Source organism: Neptuniibacter sp. QD72_48, from assembly GCF_047778065.1.
Classification (GTDB): Bacteria; Pseudomonadota; Gammaproteobacteria; order Pseudomonadales; family Balneatricaceae; genus Neptuniibacter.
In genome coordinates, this window is record NZ_CP180547.1 from 705,698 (window position 1) to 722,690 (window position 16,993).

Genomic DNA, 16,993 nt, shown 5'->3' on the forward strand with positions numbered 1-16,993 from the left:
ATCCATTCTTGGTGATGGGATTAACCGGAAAAAGACACGTATGAAATTGTTTGCGGTATTGTTATTACCTTTATTGGGCAGCCTTGTGCCATTGTATGCTGCTCGTTTTAGTCGAACCGTCTGTACTATTTTAACTGCGATTGCACCTGCAGTTGCTTTAGGGATAGTTCTCTCTATCAGTCCTCAGTTACTCCAAGGCGAGGTATTTGCTTACGCTGTCGATTGGGTGCCTGCGGCTGGTTTGGAGCTATCTGTTAGGCTCGATGGTTTAAGCTTCCTTTTCTTATTATTGATATTGGGCATTGGTCTTTTGATCATTTTGTATGCTCGGTATTACTTATCCCAGAAAGACTCTATAGGTAAATTCTTTGCCTATTTGATGCTGTTCATGACCGCTATGGTGGGGATCGTTGCTTCGGGTAACTTGATCCAAATGTGGTTCTTCTGGGAATTGACCAGTATTAGTTCCTTCCTGCTTATTAGTTTTTGGTCAGATAAAACAGAAGCTCGTAAAGGCGCGCGTATGGCGCTTACTGTGACAGGTGCGGGTGGTTTAGCGCTGTTAGCAGGCGTGATTTTAATTGGCCAAGTGGTTGGCAGTTATGATCTTCAAGCAGTGCTCGACAGTGGTAACTTAATTCGAGAATCTGCTCAGTATCCATTTATTTTGGTATTGGTACTTTTGGGGGCTTTTACAAAGTCTGCTCAGTTCCCATTCCACTTCTGGCTGCCAAATGCGATGGCAGCTCCGACGCCTGTGAGTGCATACCTTCACTCAGCGACGATGGTAAAAGCGGGTATCTTCCTGATGGCACGTTTCTACCCAGTGCTGTCTGGAACAGATATGTGGTTCCTGATTGTGAGCATCACAGGCCTATGTACACTGTTGGTCGGTGCCTATATAGCGCTCTTTAAGCACGATTTAAAAGGTCTTCTTGCTTACTCGACTATCAGTCATCTAGGCTTGATTACGCTGTTGTTGGGTATGGACACACGAATGGCTGCAGTCGCTGCAATCTTTCATATCATCAACCATGCTACCTTCAAAGCGTCGCTCTTTATGGCGGCGGGCATTATTGATCACGAGGCTGGCTCACGCGATATGCGTCAGCTAAATGGCTTGTGGAAATATATGCCATATACCGCGACCTTAGCGATTATCGCAGCGGCGTCTATGGCGGGTGTGCCGTTACTAAATGGCTTCCTATCTAAAGAGATGTTTTTCACGGAAGCATTGGATCAAGCAACTTTAGGTTCACTCTCTTGGGTTATACCTGTATTGGCGACAATGGGTGCGGCATTCTCGGTTGCTTACTCATTACGTTTTATCCACGATGTCTTCTTTAATGGAGAGCCGATTAATTTGCCGAAAACACCGCATGAACCGCCTCGTTATATGAAAGTGCCTGTAGAAATTTTGGTCGCTATTTGTATAGTTGTGGGCTTGGTTCCAGGCATCGTTGTTATTGATCTACTGAATGCAGCTTCAATCGCTACCTTACAAGGTCCAATGCCAGAATTTAGCTTAGCGATTTGGCACGGTTTTAACGTACCGTTGTTGATGAGTGTGCTGGCCATGCTCGGTGGCTTTATCATCTACTATAACCGTAAAAAGCTTTTCCAATTCCAAGGCCAATTCCCAGAGCCTGATTCTAAATTGGTATTTGAGGGCTGGGTGCAAAGGCTAGTTAACTCAACTCGCGCAGTTAATGAGTGGATTGAAAACGGTTCGTTGCAACGTTATTTATCCATTTTCTTGTTTATGATCTTTGCTGTTTCTGTGATGCCTCTAGTGTATTTACAAGAAACCGCAGGGAATAGATCACAAATACCGCTTGATTATGCCTCGGGTACAGCCGCTTTGCTGTTGATCCTTGCTGCTATTGCGACCATGGTTTGGCACAGAAAACGTTTGACCTCTCTACTGATGCTTTCTGTCGTAGGTCTCATCGTGTCGGTAGCCTTTACTCGTTTCTCTGCGCCAGACTTGGCTCTGACGCAGTTGGCTGTAGAAGTAGTAACCGTGATTCTACTGATGCTTGCATTGTTCTTCTTACCTAAGAATACGCCGAAAGAATCGTCCCCTCGACGCCTAGTTCGTGACCTAAGTATCTCGGCTTTGATTGGTGGCATCATTGGTACGGTTAACTACGCGATGATGACGCGTCCGCTTGAATCAATCTCTGATTTCTTTGTTGCGAACAGTAAAACGGGCGGTGGCGGTACCAACGTGGTCAACGTGATTCTGGTGGACTTCCGTGGTTTTGATACCTTTGGTGAAATTACGGTGCTGGGTATTGCCGCGTTGGGTATCTATAAACTGATTGTTCGTATGCGTCTTTACATGCCTTCTGGTGATGAGCATGGCCGTCATTGGAGCACTGATTCCCATCCAATGGTACTGTCGACGATTTCTCAGATGTTACTGCCTTTGGCGTTAATGGTCTCAGTTTACATCTTCTTGCGCGGCCATAATGAACCGGGCGGTGGTTTCATTGCAGGTCTTATCACGGCCGTGGCAATAATCCAGCAATACATTGCTAATGGTGTTGAATGGATGAAAGAGAATATCCGTCTGAAATATCAGGCACTAATAGGTTCTGGCCTGTTGATCGCATTTATGACGGGGGTAGGTAGTTTCATATTCGACCGTCCATTCCTAACTTCATGGTTCGATTACTTCAAATGGCCTTGGGTCGGTAAATTTGAGCTGGCGAGTGCCATGATGTTCGACTTGGGTGTTTATCTCACTGTTGTTGGTGCAACCATGATGATTTTGGCGAACCTAGGTAAATTGACAACTTCAGAACGAGTAGACGCTCGTGAGTTGGAGAATATGTAATGGAATTAATGTATGCGCTCTGCGTGGGTGTGTTAACGACCTGCGGTATTTTTCTGACTCTTCGAGGTCGAACCTTCCCTGTAGTGATGGGACTGACAATGCTGTCCTATGCTGTAAACCTCTTCCTATTCTCCAGCGGTAGACTGGTTGTTAATGGGGCTGCTATTTTAGGTTCGTCTGAACAATATGCAGATCCTCTGCCTCAAGCATTGGTGTTGACTGCCATCGTGATTGGCTTCGCGATGACTGCGTACGCGGTTATCTTAGCTATGAGGGCTCGTGCGGATTTGGGTAATGACCATGTTGATGGGCGTGAAAAAGCTTTGGATATTGAGAAGAAGGATAAGTCGAAATGATGCAGCACCTTCCGATTTTACCTGTTTTGCTGCCAATGCTAACGGCAGTACTTATGATGCTGCCGCCTTTCTCTACGACGCTAAACCGTCAGAGGTTCATCACTTTTGTTGGTGCAGCAGTTACTTTAATTGTCGCAATTCAGTTACTGATTACGGCGGGTAGCGGTGAAATTACCATTTATCAGTTAGGTAACTGGCAAGCGCCATTCGGTATTGTTCTTGTCGCTGATCGCTTATCTAGTTTGATGATCTTGCTAACCATGGTTCTGGCCTTTGGTGCTTTGCTCTATGGTGCCGCAGGGGATGATCGAACAGGTATGTTCTTCTATCCGCTGTTTATGTTCCAGTTGATGGGGATAAACGGCGCATTCCTTACAGGGGATATCTTTAACCTGTTCGTATTCTTCGAGGTGCTATTGCTTGCTTCTTATGCGTTGGTTGTTCACGGCGGTGGTAAGCAGAAAACGTTGGCGAGCGTACATTATGTAACGCTAAATCTAGTGGGTTCAGCACTATTCCTTTTCGCTCTAGGGATTATGTATGGGGTGCTAGGTACCCTGAATATTGCCGATATGGCAGTGAAAATTCGTACCTTGTCTGGCGAAGATAAATTGCTCGCGCAAATCGGCGGGATGATGCTTTTACTTGTCTTTGGTTTAAAATCTGCGATGTTCCCGCTGCACTTCTGGCTGTCGAGAACCTATTCAAGTGTTAGTGCTCCTGTAGCTGCATTATTCGCGATTATGACCAAGGTAGGGATATACAGTATCTTGCGTATCTTTACTGTAGGTTTTGGTGACTATGCCGGAGAGTTAGCTAATCTTGCTGGTCCTTGGCTATGGCCGATCGCGGTACTTACGCTCGTTATGGGGGCTATAGGCGCTCTAGCAAGTCAGACATTGCGTATGTTGGTTTCTAATCTAGTGATTGTTTCTGTCGGTACACTACTGTGTGCTTTGGCTATCAATACACCTGAATCTGCATCCGCGGCACTTTATTATCTGATCCATTCAACGCTTATTACTGGCGCGATGTTCCTACTTGCTGACGCAATTGCCGAACAGAGGGGTAAAGTTTCAGATCGTTTTGCTCGATCTCGTAGAATGTGTCAGTCGCTTCCGCTTGGAATTGCGTTTGCGTTAGCCGCTATTTCAATGATCGGTTTGCCGCCTTTCTCAGGTTTCTTGGGTAAAGTGATGATACTGCAAACGGCTGTGGAGCCTGCAGAGATGGCGTGGGCGTGGTCTGCTATTTTGCTCGCTAGTTTAATGGGCGTTGTAGCCATGTCCCGAGGCGGTTCTACTTTGTTTTGGCGAGTCAGTGGTGATGCAAACCACTGTGAAAAATTACCAAAAGTGAAGTTTGTTTCTGTTTTCTTCCTGCTAGTTATGTCTCCACTGTTAGTTATTTTTGGTGGCCCCGTAACTGAATTTACACAGGAAACCGCGAACCAAATTTATCAGCAAGCAGAAAATCCTTATATGCTGCTGCCAGCGTCAAATGAGAATGGAGGTTAAGGTATGCGTATGATCTTTCCTATGCCTTGGCAAAGCTTAATTTTATTTGTCGTTTGGCTGTTGCTGAATGAATCGGTAGCACCGGGTCATCTGGTATTAGCTTCTATCTTAGCGATTGGGATTCCTTTGTTGTTAAGAGGAACTCAACTTCACCGGTTAAATATTAACAAGCCGGTTCAAGTGGTCTTATATGCTCTGAAAGTGTTAGGAGATATTGTCTCAGCCAACTTTGAAGTAGCTGTTCAGGTACTTGGTCCTACCAAGCGTTTGAAGCCAGGTTTTTTAGCGATTCCTTTAGATATAGAGGGCGACTTTCCTATCACTGTATTGGCCAGTACGATCTCTTTAACGCCAGGAACAGTGAGTGCTGAAGTATCCATAGATCAAAAATGGTTATATGTGCATGCACTTAACCTTGTAGATGAGGCTGGAACTATAAAAGAGATTAAAGAGCGCTACGAGCAGCCATTGAAGGAGATTTTTGGATGTTAATGTTCTGTCTTATTGCTGCTACAGCCATGGTTGTGATTGCGATGACGCTCAACCTTGTAACCTTGTTTAATGGTCCGGATCAGCCAGATCGCATTTTGGCGTTGGATACTATGTATATTAATAGTATTGCTTTGATCCTTTTGTTTGGCTTGATTATGGGCACATCGCTCTATTTTGAAGCTGCTCTTTTGATTGCAATGTTAGGTTTCGTAAGTACAGCGGCATTGTGTAAATATCTGTTACGTGGCGACATCATTGAGTAGGAATTAAGCATGGGTTTTTATATTGAGCTAATTGGCTCGGCATTGCTGCTAATGGGTGGAGCTTTTGTTCTTTTAGGCTCGATCGGGTTAATGAAAATGCCTGATTTTTATATGCGTTTGCATACACCGACGAAAGCTACAACCTTAGGCATGGGGGCTATTCTGATTGCTTCGATGTTGATCACTTCGTACCGTAATGGTGGCGTGAGTGCTCACGAACTTTTGATTACGATCTTCCTTTTCATTACAGCGCCTGTAAGTGCAATGATGTTGGCTAAAACAGCATTACACCTGCAGGTAAAAATCAATAAAGGCAGCGTAAATGAAGAGTTAGCTGAACCCGCAAAACATCGAGAACCGCCGGGGCAAAGCGAAAAGTCTGAAGGTTAAATTGAATCTGAAAAAGGGGGCATTAAGTGCCCCTTTTTTTGTGTTTAGAAAATTGATTTAAGCATCTCTAATGACTTTGTTTATAAAGGCTTCTGGCACAGCAGTAACGCTACGTTTATCGTAATCGAAAAAAACGACGCCAGTCTTTGCATGAGCCACTTCAACAGCGGTTTTCTTGTTGGTTATCAGATAGAAAAAGTCGAAGCCATACTTATTAATATCAGCTAAGGCGATATCGATCTGAAGTTGGTCGCCATGAAACCCTTCTGCTTTGTATACGATGGCTGAGTCAGTCATGATAAGACCGAGCCCTTCAATATCTAACTCTCCATAATGATAATGGCTGAGGAAGCGAATGCGCGCTTCATGCACGATAGAGAGCATGGCATCGTTACTTAGATGGCCACCGTAATTAATATCACTGATTCGCACAGGTAATTCTGTGGAAAAAATATAGTTGTCAGGCATGTCTAGCTTAATGCGGGCCATATCTAATCCTTAAGTTTTGTAAACTGAGACAGCATCTACCATTCCAGAGGTGAGCTTTTCTAATTCATCGTTTGTCATAATGTAAGGTGGCATCACGTACACTAGTTTGCCGAAGGGTCTTATCCACAAGTCACGCTCTATAAATAACTTTTGAATCTCGGCAGTATTAACAGCTTCTTTCATCTCGATAACGCCAATAGCACCTAAGCTGCGTACCTCATGTACATGATCTAATTCCGCTGCTGGTGCTAAACCTGCTTTTAATCCGGCTTCGATCCGAGTGACATTTGTCTGCCAATCGTTTTTAATCAATAGCTCCAAGCTTTTATTGGCAATAGCACATGCTAGAGGATTGCCCATAAATGTTGGGCCGTGCATAAAGCAGCCAGCACCACCTGCGGAGATGGTTTCGCCGATATGCTTTGTCGTAAGTGTGGCGGCTAATGACATGTATCCGCCGGTAATCGCCTTACCTAGACAAAGAATGTCAGGCTCGATGCCTGCATGTTCGCAAGCGAACAACTTACCGCTTCGACCAAAACCGGTCGCAATTTCGTCGGCTATGAGTAATACATCAAATTCAGTGCACAGTGCGCGTGCTTCTTTCAAATACTGCGGTGAGTAAAAGCGCATGCCGCCTGCACCTTGAACAACAGGTTCTAAGATCAATGCTGCTATTTCTGAATGATGTTGCTCTAGTAAATGGCGTAAAGGAGCGATATCGCTTTCGTCTAGGCTCTGATCAAATTTTGTTTGAGGAGCTGGCGCAAAGAAATGCTGTGGTAGTACACCAGTAAAAATTTCATGCATCCCCGTAACTGGATCACATACAGCCATCGCACCAAAGGTATCACCGTGATAGCCATTTTTAATGGTAAGTAGCTTATGTTTTTCTGGCTTACCGCGGGCGTGTTGATATTGAATGGCCATTTTAAGAGCGACTTCAACGGCAACAGAGCCTGAGTCTGCGATAAACACTTTATCGAGATTGGCAGGAGTCATCTCTACCAGCTTTTGGCAGAGATTGATTGCAGGTTCATGAGTAAGGCCGCCAAACATGACATGCGCCATTTTATCGATCTGTTCATGTGCTGCTTGGTTTAATTCTGGATTGTTATAGCCGTGAATAACTGACCACCACGATGCCATACCATCGATAAGTTCTTTGCCGTTACTTAGCTTTAATTTAACGCCACTAGCCGATTCGACAGGGTAAACCGCTGGAGGGTTGATCATGGATGAGTAGGGGTGCCAAATATGTTGCTGGTCAAAAGAAACCTGCTCAGAAGTGATCATGCTTAGGTGTGCCCTTAATCGAAATTTTTTAATTAGGAGTATTAGAGCCTGCTTAAAATTTTTGATCAAGACAAGTTCTAATTTTATCTCTGAGTGCTTGTTATGTAAGAAAGCTCTAAAATATAAATCTTTTGTAACATGTTAATAAATAAGCGAAAAAACTAATAAAAAATGCGTGATTATGAAAAAAAATTCACTTAATTTAGAACTTGGTGAAACTTTATTCACAAGCTGTAGTCACAAACGCAAGAGCTCGTGACAGGCTCTGAATTTTACAAATAACGCAAGATAATAATTTTTTCAATTTTGGGGTGAATTAAGAATGGCTAATAAAAATACATCTGTAAAACCTATGGTTGCCGCTGTTGGTGCAGCATTTATGACTGGTATGGTTGCGGCGCCTGTTGCGACAGCTGCAGAAAACCCATTTGCTACAACGGACCTATCTTCTGGTTACAGCCAGCAAGTTGCTATGAACGAAGGCAAATGTGGTGAAGGCAAGTGCGGTGGTAAAAAAGCTGAGAAGTCTGAAGGCAAGTGTGGTGAAGGCAAATGCGGCGGTAAAAAAGCTGAGAAGTCTGAAGGCAAATGCGGTGAAGGTAAGTGCGGTGGTGATAAAGCTGCTAAGTCTGAAGGCAAGTGCGGTGAAGGTAAATGTGGCGGTGACAAAGCTGCAAAATCTGAAGGCAAATGTGGTGAAGGCAAGTGCGGTGGTGACAAAGCTGCTAAGTCTGAAGGCAAGTGTGGCGAAGGTAAATGTGGCGGTTCTAAATAATCCCAATAACGCTTTGTAATACTTAATAGAGACCCTGAGCCTTCAGGGTCTTTTGACTTAAAGGCTAGGTGTTTCATGAATAAAGACCGCTATCCTGTTACAGGGGCAGGCTTCGGCTTTCGCCGTTGTATGTCAGAGACATTAAAAGAGATTGATCCAAGTGGGTTTGATTTTCTAGAGATCGCGCCGGAAAACTGGATGGGGCTTGGTGGGCGTTTCGGTAAAGCGTTTAAACAATATACTGAAAAACACCCTTTTATGGCTCATGGTCTATCTCTATCTATCGGTAGCCCTTCCCCTTTAGATATGGATTTTTTGACTCGCCTTAAAGCCTTTCTTAAAGAACACAATATTCGCGGGTACTCTGAGCATCTGAGCTACTGTTCTGATGATGGTCATCTTTATGATTTGATGCCGATTCCTTTTACTGCGGAAGCGGTGAAATACGTAGCAGAGCGGATTCGTCAGGTTCAAGATGTGCTTGAGCAAAGAATTGCGATGGAAAACGTCTCGTACTATGCAGCGCCTGGTGCTGAGATGACAGAGCAAGAGTTCTTGTTGGCTGTATTGGAAGAAGCGGACTGCGATCTGTTACTCGATGTTAATAACATCTATGTAAACAGTATCAACCATGGCTATGATGCTGAGGCGTTCTTGAGGGCAATGCCTGCAGAACGGATTATGTATCTTCATATCGCAGGTCATTACAACGAGGCTGAAGACCTTATCGTTGATACGCATGGAGCGCCTGTTGTTGATCCAGTTTGGTCTTTGTTGGAATCCACATATGACCAATTTGGTTTAGTGCCGACGTTATTAGAGCGTGACTTTAATATTCCGCCGCTGCCTGAGCTATTAGCGGAGGTGGATCAGGTTCGTTCCTATCAAAATAAATGGAAGATGCGCCATGCACAAACCGTTGCCTGAAATGCCTAAGTTCCAGCAGCTACAATACGAGTTTGCTGCACATATTCGGAATCCCGATGAGAATGATGGTCCTGATGGTATCGAAGACCGTCGCATGGGTATTTACCGAGACCTCTTCTTCAATAATGTTGAAGGTTTTTTGTCTGGTAATTTCCCGGTTTTAAAACAGATCAGTTCGAAAGAGTATTGGACTAAGTTGGCGCGCGGTTTTTTTGATAAACATCGTTGTCAGACGCCTTATTTCCTTGAAATTGGTCAGGAGTTTATTGCTTACGTTCAAAATGAACGAGAACCGCAAGAAAATGATCCTGCGTTTTTATTAGAGCTGATTCATTATGAATGGGTTGAACTCGCATTAGATGCGTCAGAGATAGAGCTACCTTTGCAAAATGTTGATGTTAATGGCGATCTGTTAACGCAACATCCCGTGCAATCGCCTTTGGCTTGGCTTCTCTCTTATCAGTATCCGGTACATTGTGTGCGTCCAGATTATCAGCCGACAGAACCATCAGACACACCAACTTTCTTGATTGCTTACCGTAATCGCGAAGATGAAGTGCAGTTTATGGAAGTTAATTCAGTGACTGGACGGTTGTTGTACCTCTTATCTGAAGATGAATCGCTCCCGGGGGAGCAGGCGTTACAGCAGATCGCGAGTGAGATGCAGCACCCTGATCCATCCCAAGTGGTTTCAGGTGGTTTAAGTACACTGGAACATCTGCGTTCTAAGGGCATAGTGTTAGGAACAAGAGTTTAGTTACCACTCATTGGATAACGGGTGAAGTTATGTCGAATCCTATGGTTAGTTTTGTTAGTCGTTTACAAGATATCTTAGATAATACGAAGTGTGCAGATGGTCTAGCGCCTTTGTTGTTGAGATTGTATCTCGCGCCTGTGTTTTTACAGGCGGGCTGGAATAAATATATTGGTTTCGAAAACACCGTTGAGTGGTTTGGAAACAAAGAGTGGGGTCTAGGCTTGCCTTTTCCTGAACTTTTGGCTGCGATGGCAACCGGTACTGAATTAATTGGCGGTGTGTTGCTACTGATTGGTTTTGCTGTGCGCTGGATTAGTATTCCTTTGATGGTCACTATGCTAGTGGCTGCATTTGCGGTGCATTGGGAAAACGGTTGGTTAGCTATCTCTGATGGTGGTAGTTGGTTGGCTAATGACAGAGTCATGGAGGCTCAAGAGCGTTTGGCTGCGGCTAAGAGTTTGCTACAGGAGCATGGACACTACGATTGGCTAACGGGGCGTGGATCTGTTGTTATTTTAAATAATGGGATAGAGTTTGCTATCACCTATTTCGTGATGTTGTTCAGTTTGTTCTTTACTGGTGCTGGACGATTCGTGAGTGTGGATTATTGGATTCGCCGCTGCTGTAAACAAGATTAGAGTTTAGATATAAAAAAGGCCTCGATTTAGAGGCCTTTTTTATTGGGGATAAATATCGATTAACGAGGTTGTGTTGGGTTAACGATTAGAGATACAAAAGCGTCGTTATACCAATGAGATGCACTAATGAGATCGGTAAAAGATTCAGACTCAAAAACGCGCTCTAAATAACATTCAAACAGTGCGCTGGATTCTTCGATCATTTGTTCAGCTTGTGCAAAAGTAAAGTTCATATACACCTCAATCGTTAACCTGACTCCTTCAGACTTCCATCCCAAATAAAAACCCGAGCATTTTAATCGGGTTTTATACTTTAGTCAAAGTTTTGTTTAATTATTGATCAGGTATTTGGTTATAAGCTTTTGTTAGTTTGGTTATCGGATGAAGGCGTTTGCGACCCTACGGAATCTTTTATTTCATCTAGCATATCGTTTAGCAAAGGCGCGCATTCATTGCCCGCGTCTAAAGCATTGTCGATAACCTGGCCGACTGTGGGAGATTCCTTTTGATTCAGCGCTTGTTGATCATCCATACATTGCATGTAGTTCTTCAGATAGATAGAACTCGTCTTTCCCGTACTTTCCAGTTGCTCGATACTCTCGGGCAGTGTGAGTAACCAATCAGGAATGTTTTCTAAATGTTCATTTGCTTGTGCAGATGCCGATAAAGTGACTAGTGCAGTGCAGATCAATGCGCGTAAATACAGCATATAAGCCTCCAAAAGCTATAGGCGTATATTAAATAGTTTAGCCTGAAGAAGAGCTGAATCAGTCTCGCTATCGTTGAGGCGGATGCTATTCGACCGTGATTGAATCAACCGTTATTTCTTGATCTGTGATTCTAAAGCGAACGTTAAGATCGTGTAACTTTATTCCGTAACTTTTTTCGGCATCATTCTTTTTATAAGCCGGACGCGGATCACATTGCAGAAGTTCGCTGAGTTGCTGTTTTAACGGTTGTTGTAACCGGATTTCACTGGCTGAAATTTCTTGTTGGGCTTGTTCCGAGAATACAACCGGTTGAGCTAGAAGGGTGATTTCATCTGCCATTGGGTATTCAGCATCAGAGATAATGTCTGAGTAAGGCAGGTATGGCTTTATATCGATCACAGGGGTGCCGTCTAATAGGTCTGCACCACTAATCACTAGTTCAATACCGTTAGATGTTTTTTCGATGCTAACTAAACGTACAGGAGACAACCCGATAGGATTGGGGCGAAAAGGAGAGCGTGTAGCGAATACCCCAAGTCTTTTATTGCCGCCTAAGCGAGGAGGACGGACTGTAGGTTTCCAGCCTTTATCAATGCACTCGCTAAATAGGAAAACGAGCCAGATATGGCTGCAGTTTTCCAAGCCCCTAACAATCTCATCACTTGAAAACTCTTCTAAGATCTCAACACGAGCTGTTACGCTTTTCGCTAAATTGGGCTGCCTAGGGATGCCAAATTTTTCTTTATAAGGGCTTCGAATGACGGCGATTGGAGCTATGGAGTAAGTACTTGGCATAAGTGATGTCGCAAATTAGTTGTCACTAGTCTTGAACTCAGGTTTGTACTCTTTATTTTCCTTTAATGCCACTACTCTTATTTTTTATTCTTTCGTTCAAATGCTATCTATCTGTTCGAGCTAAAGCCAATCCATAGACTTGCTCGGCGCCGGCATTGAGTAACGCGAGGCTCGCTGCTTCGAAAGTCGCCCCTGTAGTCATTACATCATCAATTAACAATATTCGCTTATGTGTGATCGGCTTGCATTTGAAAGCGCCTTTTTGATTTTTAAGACGTTCTTTACGGGATAGAGAGTGTTGTGGTGGCGTGCTTTTTATTTTAATGAGTGAGTTACGGTCTGAGGGAATACCACTGTATTGGCTGATCCGGTCGCAGAGGAGTGTAGCTTGATTATAGCCACGTTTTATAAAGCTAACTCTATGCATGGGGATAGGCATCAAGCAATCGACAGGTTGCTGGGTGGTTAAATGGTCAGTCATCAGTCGGGCTATATGGCTTATAAACTGAGTATTACGATTGAATTTAATGCCGCTAATGAGTTGGTTAATAGGAAATTGATAGTGGAAAAGTGCCTGGGCTTGCTTAAAGGCCGGTTGCTTCTTTTGGCATTGACCGCAAATTAAGTTGTCTTGATCGCTAGGGAGGGGAAGGGCACAGACTTTGCAGCAGTGCTCTAACCAAGGCAGGTCTTGCAAGCAGCTAGAGCAGATATTGCTTTTAGAGGGTGTATCAAGCTTGAGCTGGCATAAAATACATAGATTAAAAAGTAGGCTGTAGTCCACTGTCTGTTTTTTCATTGGTTGACAGTTCCTTCTGTCAGGATAAAATTGTCGCTTTATTTTGGTACGTTTTATCGTGGTGCAAGGCTTCCTGCCTGTATCGCTATTTTCTCGGGAGAAGAAGCAAGATGCAACAACTAGGTGCAATTCGTCATGACTGGACAGAAGCAGAGGTAAAAGCTCTGTTTGAACTGCCTTTTAATGATCTGATGTTTAAAGCGCAAACAGTGCATCGCGAAAACTTCGACCCGAATGAAGTTCAGGTTAGTACGCTGCTTTCTATTAAAACAGGTGCGTGTCCAGAAGATTGTAAGTACTGCCCGCAGAGTGGTCATTACAATACTGGTCTGGAAAAAGAGCGCTTGATGCAAGTTGAAAAAGTATTGGAGAAAGCTCGTAAAGCCAAAGAGACAGGTTCAACCCGTTTCTGTATGGGCGCGGCTTGGAAGCACCCAGCAGATAAAGATATGCCTTATGTAATCGAAATGGTTCAAAAGGTCAAAGAGATGGGGTTAGAGACCTGCATGACTTTGGGCATGTTGGATGAAGGCAAAGCTCAACAGCTTGCGGATGCGGGTTTGGATTATTACAACCATAACTTGGATACTTCTCCTGAGTTTTACGACAAAATTATCACGACCCGTACTTACCAGGATCGTTTAGACACGCTACAGAATGTTCGTGATTCCGGTATGAAGATTTGTAGTGGTGGTATTTTAGGCATGGGCGAAACGGCCAAGGATCGCTACGGTTTATTGATGCAACTAGCGAATATGCCAGTGCAACCTGAAAGTGTACCAATCAACATGCTGGTTAAAGTATCGGGTACTCCGCTAGAAAATGTTGAAGATTTAGATCATATCGATTTTATTCGTATGATTGCTGTGGCGCGTATCATGATGCCTAAATCCCATGTTCGTTTGTCCGCTGGTCGTGAAAAAATGAGCGATGAAATGCAGGCGATGACATTCTTTGCTGGCGCCAACTCTATTTTCTATGGAGAGTGTCTACTAACGACACCAAATCCAGAAACACATCGCGATGTTCAATTATTTAAGAAGTTGGGTATCAATATGGAGCAACGTATCTCTGATACGGATGAAACCCAAGAAGCTGCATTAATGAATGACCTGCAGAAACAGCAGGACAGCACTCACTTCTACGAAGCTTAATGGCTTACAGGAGGTAGTGAAGACTACCTCCTACTCTATACCCCTTAGAGATTTACTATGTCTTTTGACTCCTTGTCTGAAGAACTGCAGCAGCGAAAGCAGCAGTCTCTTTATCGTCAGCGCCGTACTTTAGAAACACCACAGCAACCAATGGTGAGCGTGGATGGGCGCGAGTATCTTGCCTTCTGCTCAAATGATTATTTGGGATTGGCTAATCACCCTGACGTTATCCACAGCTTTCAAAAAGCAGCAGATAAATTTGGTGTTGGTGGCGGTGCTTCGCACTTAGTGAATGGGCATAGCCAAGCTCACCATGAGCTTGAAGAGGCGCTTGCCGAATTTACAGGCAGACCCAGAGCGCTGCTTTTCTCAACCGGGTATATGGCGAATATTGGTGCCGTAAATGCTTTATTGGATAAGCAAGATGCGGTATTTCAGGATCGCTTAAATCATGCCTCTTTATTGGATGCTGGTTTGCTGTGCGGCGCGCGTTTTCAACGTTACTTGCATAACGACTCCGAGAGCCTAAATACACGTCTGAGCAGATCAGAGGCACGACGTAAGTTAGTGGTTACTGATGGTGTATTTAGCATGGACGGCGATGTGGCTGATCTGCCTTCACTCGCTTCAGTGTGTCGTGATCATAATGCTTGGTTAATGGTTGATGATGCGCATGGCTTTGGTTGTTTAGGTAGGCAAGGTGGTGGCTGTGCGGAATATTTTGCTATGGGGTCGAATTCACCGGAAGTGCTGGTGGGTACCTTAGGTAAAGGTTTTGGTACTGCGGGTGCATTTGTAGCCGGTTCTGAAGAGCTCATCGAGACCTTAATTCAACACGCTAGAACCTATATCTACACTACAAGCATGCCGCCAGCAGTGGCTGCTGCTACCTTAACGAGTTTGCGTATATTGCGTGAAGAAAACTGGCGTAGAGAAAAGCTCGAAGCGTTGATCCAACAATTCAGAAAAGGTTGTGATGATTTAGGTTTGGATCTAATGGACTCTCCAACGCCGATACAGCCAATTGTAATTGGCGAATCAGATAAAGCGATCCAGATTAGTCAGGGGCTTGAGCGAGAAGGCATATTCATCAGTGCGATTCGTCCGCCAACCGTTCCGCAAGGCAGCGCACGATTAAGAGTGACCTTAAGTGCCGCGCATACAGAAGCGCAAGTTGAGCGCTTATTAGGCACTTTAGAAAAAGTTATTAAAGAGCAGGCGTAGATGAGCCAAGTAAAGCTTTATAAAGAGTACCGCGAGAACCCAGGCAAGCCTGAACTAGTTCTATTACATGGCTGGGGGATGACAGGGCAGGTATGGGGCCCATTTGCTGATCAATTGGCAGAGTATTTTAGCCTGACGATTATCGATCTACCGGGTTTGGGGCGATCTCAGGAGTTTCCTACCCCTTATACGCTTGATGCGGTATTGGATCTGCTAGTGGAGCAGGTGCCTGAATCGGCAATCTGGCTAGGTTGGTCCATGGGTGGGCAGATCGCCGTTGCTTTTGCAGATCGTTTCCCTGCGCGTGTGGAGAAGTTGATTACTATTGCTTCTAACCCTTGCTTTGTTCAGCGCGATGATTGGCCATCGGCTATGGATGAAGCAACGCACCAAGCTTTCGAAGTATCGCTTGCTCAGAATCAGAAAAAGACCTTAACCCGTTTTGTTATGCTGCAAACACAAGGAGCGGAAGCGGGTCGAGATATTCTGAAGACACTTAAAGTGATCCTATCGGATGTGGAGCACACGGCAGCTGACGAGAGCTTAGCTTTATTGCGCTTAGATCAGCGTCCAGAGTTAAAGAATCTAGCTGTACCGGTGTTACACCTATTTGGTGAAGTCGATCACCTTGTTCCAAATTCAGCAGCAGAAGCTAGTCAGAGTATAAGTGGTGGTGAAGTGGTGACTTATGCCGGTGCGGGCCACTTACCTTTCCTTTCCCATCAAGCTGACGTGGTCGCTGATATTCTTGGTTTTGTTCAAGGGGATCAATCATAGTGGATCTGTTGATTGATAAGCGCCGTGTAGCGGATTCATTTAGCAAAGCTGCTCAGACCTACGACAGTGTTGCTGACTTGCAAAGAGAGGTTGGACAGGAGCTATTGGCTTATCTCCCTAAGCAATCTGTATCCACCATGATGGATTTAGGTTGTGGTACGGGCTACTTTACCCCTAAGCTCAAGCATGCCTACCCAGATTCAACTTTACTCAATCTAGATCTTGCCTTGGGGATGTTGCAGTTCTCCCGCGCGCAGCGCTGTGAAGATCAAACTCATTGGATCTGTGCTGATGCTGAGGCTTTGCCGATTGCTGATCAGCAGTTAGATCTGATCTTTTCAAGTTTAGCGATACAGTGGTGTGAAGATGTAGAGGGTTTGTTCTCAGAGATAAACCGTGTGTTAAAGCCGGGTGGCCGCTTTGTCGTTGCTACGCTGGGGCCCGATACACTTAAAGAGCTTCGTCAGGCTTGGTCGCATGCGGATAGCTTTACCCATGTGAATCAGTTTATGCCAGTGGAGCAGTTAAAGGCTGCTCTGCCGGAATCGCTTTGCTGTCAAACGTTAGAGCAACAGAATAAGGTTTTACGTTATTCACAGTTAAAGCAGCTAACAGATGAGCTTAAAAGGCTTGGGGCGCACAATATGAACGCAGGTCAGCAACAAGGTCTGACTGGGCGAGAGCGGGTGCGCCGTTTTAAAGAAGGTTATGAGCAGCAACGTTTGAATGATGGGGCTTTGCCGGCGACCTATCAGGTTATATATGCTGTATTTGAAAAAGAAGTTTAGGAGT

General features: G+C 44.5%; 20 protein-coding genes. 14 read left to right on the top strand and 6 right to left on the bottom strand.

Features of this window, described 5'->3' with window-relative positions:
* Positions 1 to 40 precede the first annotated feature (40 nt).
* The 6 genes from ACMXYX_RS03000 to ACMXYX_RS03025 are packed head-to-tail and all read left to right on the top strand — an operon-like array spanning position 41 to position 5,860.
* Positions 41 to 2,842 carry a monovalent cation/H+ antiporter subunit A gene (locus ACMXYX_RS03000; RefSeq protein ID WP_415897544.1) on the top strand — a complete coding sequence of 934 codons (2,802 nt, stop codon included), beginning with the start codon at positions 41 to 43 and terminating at the stop codon, positions 2,840 to 2,842.
* Positions 2,842 to 3,198, top strand: a complete 357-nt coding sequence (locus ACMXYX_RS03005) for a Na+/H+ antiporter subunit C (protein WP_415883527.1) — start codon at positions 2,842 to 2,844, stop codon at positions 3,196 to 3,198. The genes ACMXYX_RS03000 and ACMXYX_RS03005 overlap by 1 nt, the downstream gene beginning before the upstream one ends.
* Entirely contained in the window at positions 3,198 to 4,715 is a 1,518-nt protein-coding gene (locus ACMXYX_RS03010) for a monovalent cation/H+ antiporter subunit D (RefSeq protein WP_415898229.1), read from the top strand. Before ACMXYX_RS03005 ends, ACMXYX_RS03010 begins: the two co-directional genes overlap by 1 nt.
* A gap of 3 nt (positions 4,716 to 4,718) precedes the next feature.
* Complete coding sequence (locus ACMXYX_RS03015; RefSeq protein WP_415897545.1) at positions 4,719 to 5,207, top strand: Na+/H+ antiporter subunit E; 489 nt, start codon at positions 4,719 to 4,721, stop codon at positions 5,205 to 5,207.
* Positions 5,201 to 5,470 carry a K+/H+ antiporter subunit F gene (locus ACMXYX_RS03020; protein WP_415883529.1) on the top strand — a complete coding sequence of 90 codons (270 nt, stop codon included), beginning with the start codon at positions 5,201 to 5,203 and terminating at the stop codon, positions 5,468 to 5,470. The genes ACMXYX_RS03015 and ACMXYX_RS03020 overlap by 7 nt, the downstream gene beginning before the upstream one ends.
* 9 nt (positions 5,471 to 5,479) lie before the next feature.
* Positions 5,480 to 5,860 carry a Na+/H+ antiporter subunit G gene (locus ACMXYX_RS03025; RefSeq protein WP_415883530.1) on the top strand — a complete coding sequence of 127 codons (381 nt, stop codon included), beginning with the start codon at positions 5,480 to 5,482 and terminating at the stop codon, positions 5,858 to 5,860.
* A gap of 57 nt (positions 5,861 to 5,917) precedes the next feature.
* On the opposite strand, the gene ACMXYX_RS03030 is transcribed toward ACMXYX_RS03025, so the two are convergent.
* Both ACMXYX_RS03030 and bioA read right to left on the bottom strand, forming a co-directional pair.
* A complete protein-coding gene (locus ACMXYX_RS03030; RefSeq protein WP_415883531.1) occupies positions 5,918 to 6,349 on the bottom strand; it encodes an acyl-CoA thioesterase in 432 nt (143 codons plus the stop codon).
* 9 nt (positions 6,350 to 6,358) lie between these two features.
* Positions 6,359 to 7,645 carry an adenosylmethionine--8-amino-7-oxononanoate transaminase gene (gene bioA, locus ACMXYX_RS03035; RefSeq protein ID WP_415897546.1) on the bottom strand — a complete coding sequence of 429 codons (1,287 nt, stop codon included), beginning with the start codon at positions 7,643 to 7,645 and terminating at the stop codon, positions 6,359 to 6,361.
* A 322-nt stretch (positions 7,646 to 7,967) separates the two neighbouring features.
* On the opposite strand from bioA, the gene ACMXYX_RS03040 reads away from it, so the two are divergent.
* The 4 genes from ACMXYX_RS03040 to ACMXYX_RS03055 all read left to right on the top strand — a co-directional run bounded on the left by ACMXYX_RS03040 (position 7,968) and on the right by ACMXYX_RS03055 (position 10,742).
* A complete protein-coding gene (locus tag ACMXYX_RS03040) occupies positions 7,968 to 8,420 on the top strand; it encodes a hypothetical protein (RefSeq protein ID WP_415883533.1) in 453 nt (150 codons plus the stop codon).
* A gap of 75 nt (positions 8,421 to 8,495) precedes the next feature.
* The gene (locus ACMXYX_RS03045) at positions 8,496 to 9,347 is read left to right on the top strand and encodes a DUF692 domain-containing protein (RefSeq protein ID WP_415883534.1); all 852 of its coding nucleotides are present in this window, start codon (positions 8,496 to 8,498) and stop codon (positions 9,345 to 9,347) included.
* Positions 9,328 to 10,104 carry a DUF2063 domain-containing protein gene (locus ACMXYX_RS03050; protein WP_415883535.1) on the top strand — a complete coding sequence of 259 codons (777 nt, stop codon included), beginning with the start codon at positions 9,328 to 9,330 and terminating at the stop codon, positions 10,102 to 10,104. Before ACMXYX_RS03045 ends, ACMXYX_RS03050 begins: the two co-directional genes overlap by 20 nt.
* Before the next feature lie 41 nt (positions 10,105 to 10,145).
* Complete coding sequence (locus ACMXYX_RS03055) at positions 10,146 to 10,742, top strand: DoxX family protein (RefSeq protein WP_415884637.1); 597 nt, start codon at positions 10,146 to 10,148, stop codon at positions 10,740 to 10,742.
* A gap of 59 nt (positions 10,743 to 10,801) precedes the next feature.
* Here the strand turns inward: ACMXYX_RS03055 and ACMXYX_RS03060 are convergent, their stop codons facing one another.
* The 4 genes from ACMXYX_RS03060 to ACMXYX_RS03075 form a co-directional block, all read right to left on the bottom strand.
* Positions 10,802 to 10,975, bottom strand: coding sequence for a hypothetical protein (locus ACMXYX_RS03060; RefSeq protein WP_415883536.1), 174 nt, complete (start codon positions 10,973 to 10,975; stop codon positions 10,802 to 10,804).
* Positions 10,976 to 11,094: 119 nt separating this feature from the next.
* Complete coding sequence (locus ACMXYX_RS03065) at positions 11,095 to 11,451, bottom strand: hypothetical protein (protein ID WP_415906464.1); 357 nt, start codon at positions 11,449 to 11,451, stop codon at positions 11,095 to 11,097.
* An 85-nt stretch (positions 11,452 to 11,536) separates the two neighbouring features.
* Positions 11,537 to 12,247 carry a tRNA (N6-threonylcarbamoyladenosine(37)-N6)-methyltransferase TrmO gene (tsaA, locus tag ACMXYX_RS03070; RefSeq protein ID WP_415883538.1) on the bottom strand — a complete coding sequence of 237 codons (711 nt, stop codon included), beginning with the start codon at positions 12,245 to 12,247 and terminating at the stop codon, positions 11,537 to 11,539.
* Positions 12,248 to 12,350: 103 nt separating this feature from the next.
* Positions 12,351 to 13,046, bottom strand: coding sequence for a ComF family protein (locus ACMXYX_RS03075; protein WP_415883539.1), 696 nt, complete (start codon positions 13,044 to 13,046; stop codon positions 12,351 to 12,353).
* 110 nt (positions 13,047 to 13,156) lie between these two features.
* On the opposite strand from ACMXYX_RS03075, the gene bioB reads away from it, so the two are divergent.
* From bioB to bioC, 4 genes are read left to right on the top strand one after another with little or no spacing between them, the layout of a single operon-like run.
* Positions 13,157 to 14,200, top strand: a complete 1,044-nt coding sequence (gene bioB, locus ACMXYX_RS03080) for a biotin synthase BioB (RefSeq protein ID WP_415883540.1) — start codon at positions 13,157 to 13,159, stop codon at positions 14,198 to 14,200.
* Positions 14,201 to 14,257: 57 nt separating this feature from the next.
* On the top strand, positions 14,258 to 15,424 hold the full coding sequence (gene bioF, locus ACMXYX_RS03085) for an 8-amino-7-oxononanoate synthase (RefSeq protein WP_415883541.1): 1,167 nt from the start codon (positions 14,258 to 14,260) through the stop codon (positions 15,422 to 15,424).
* Positions 15,425 to 16,201, top strand: coding sequence for an alpha/beta fold hydrolase (locus ACMXYX_RS03090; protein ID WP_415897548.1), 777 nt, complete (start codon positions 15,425 to 15,427; stop codon positions 16,199 to 16,201).
* Positions 16,201 to 16,989: a malonyl-ACP O-methyltransferase BioC gene (bioC, locus tag ACMXYX_RS03095; RefSeq protein WP_415897549.1), complete on the top strand. Its 789-nt coding sequence runs from the start codon at positions 16,201 to 16,203 to the stop codon at positions 16,987 to 16,989. The genes ACMXYX_RS03090 and bioC overlap by 1 nt, the downstream gene beginning before the upstream one ends.
* Positions 16,990 to 16,993: the final 4 nt, after the last annotated feature.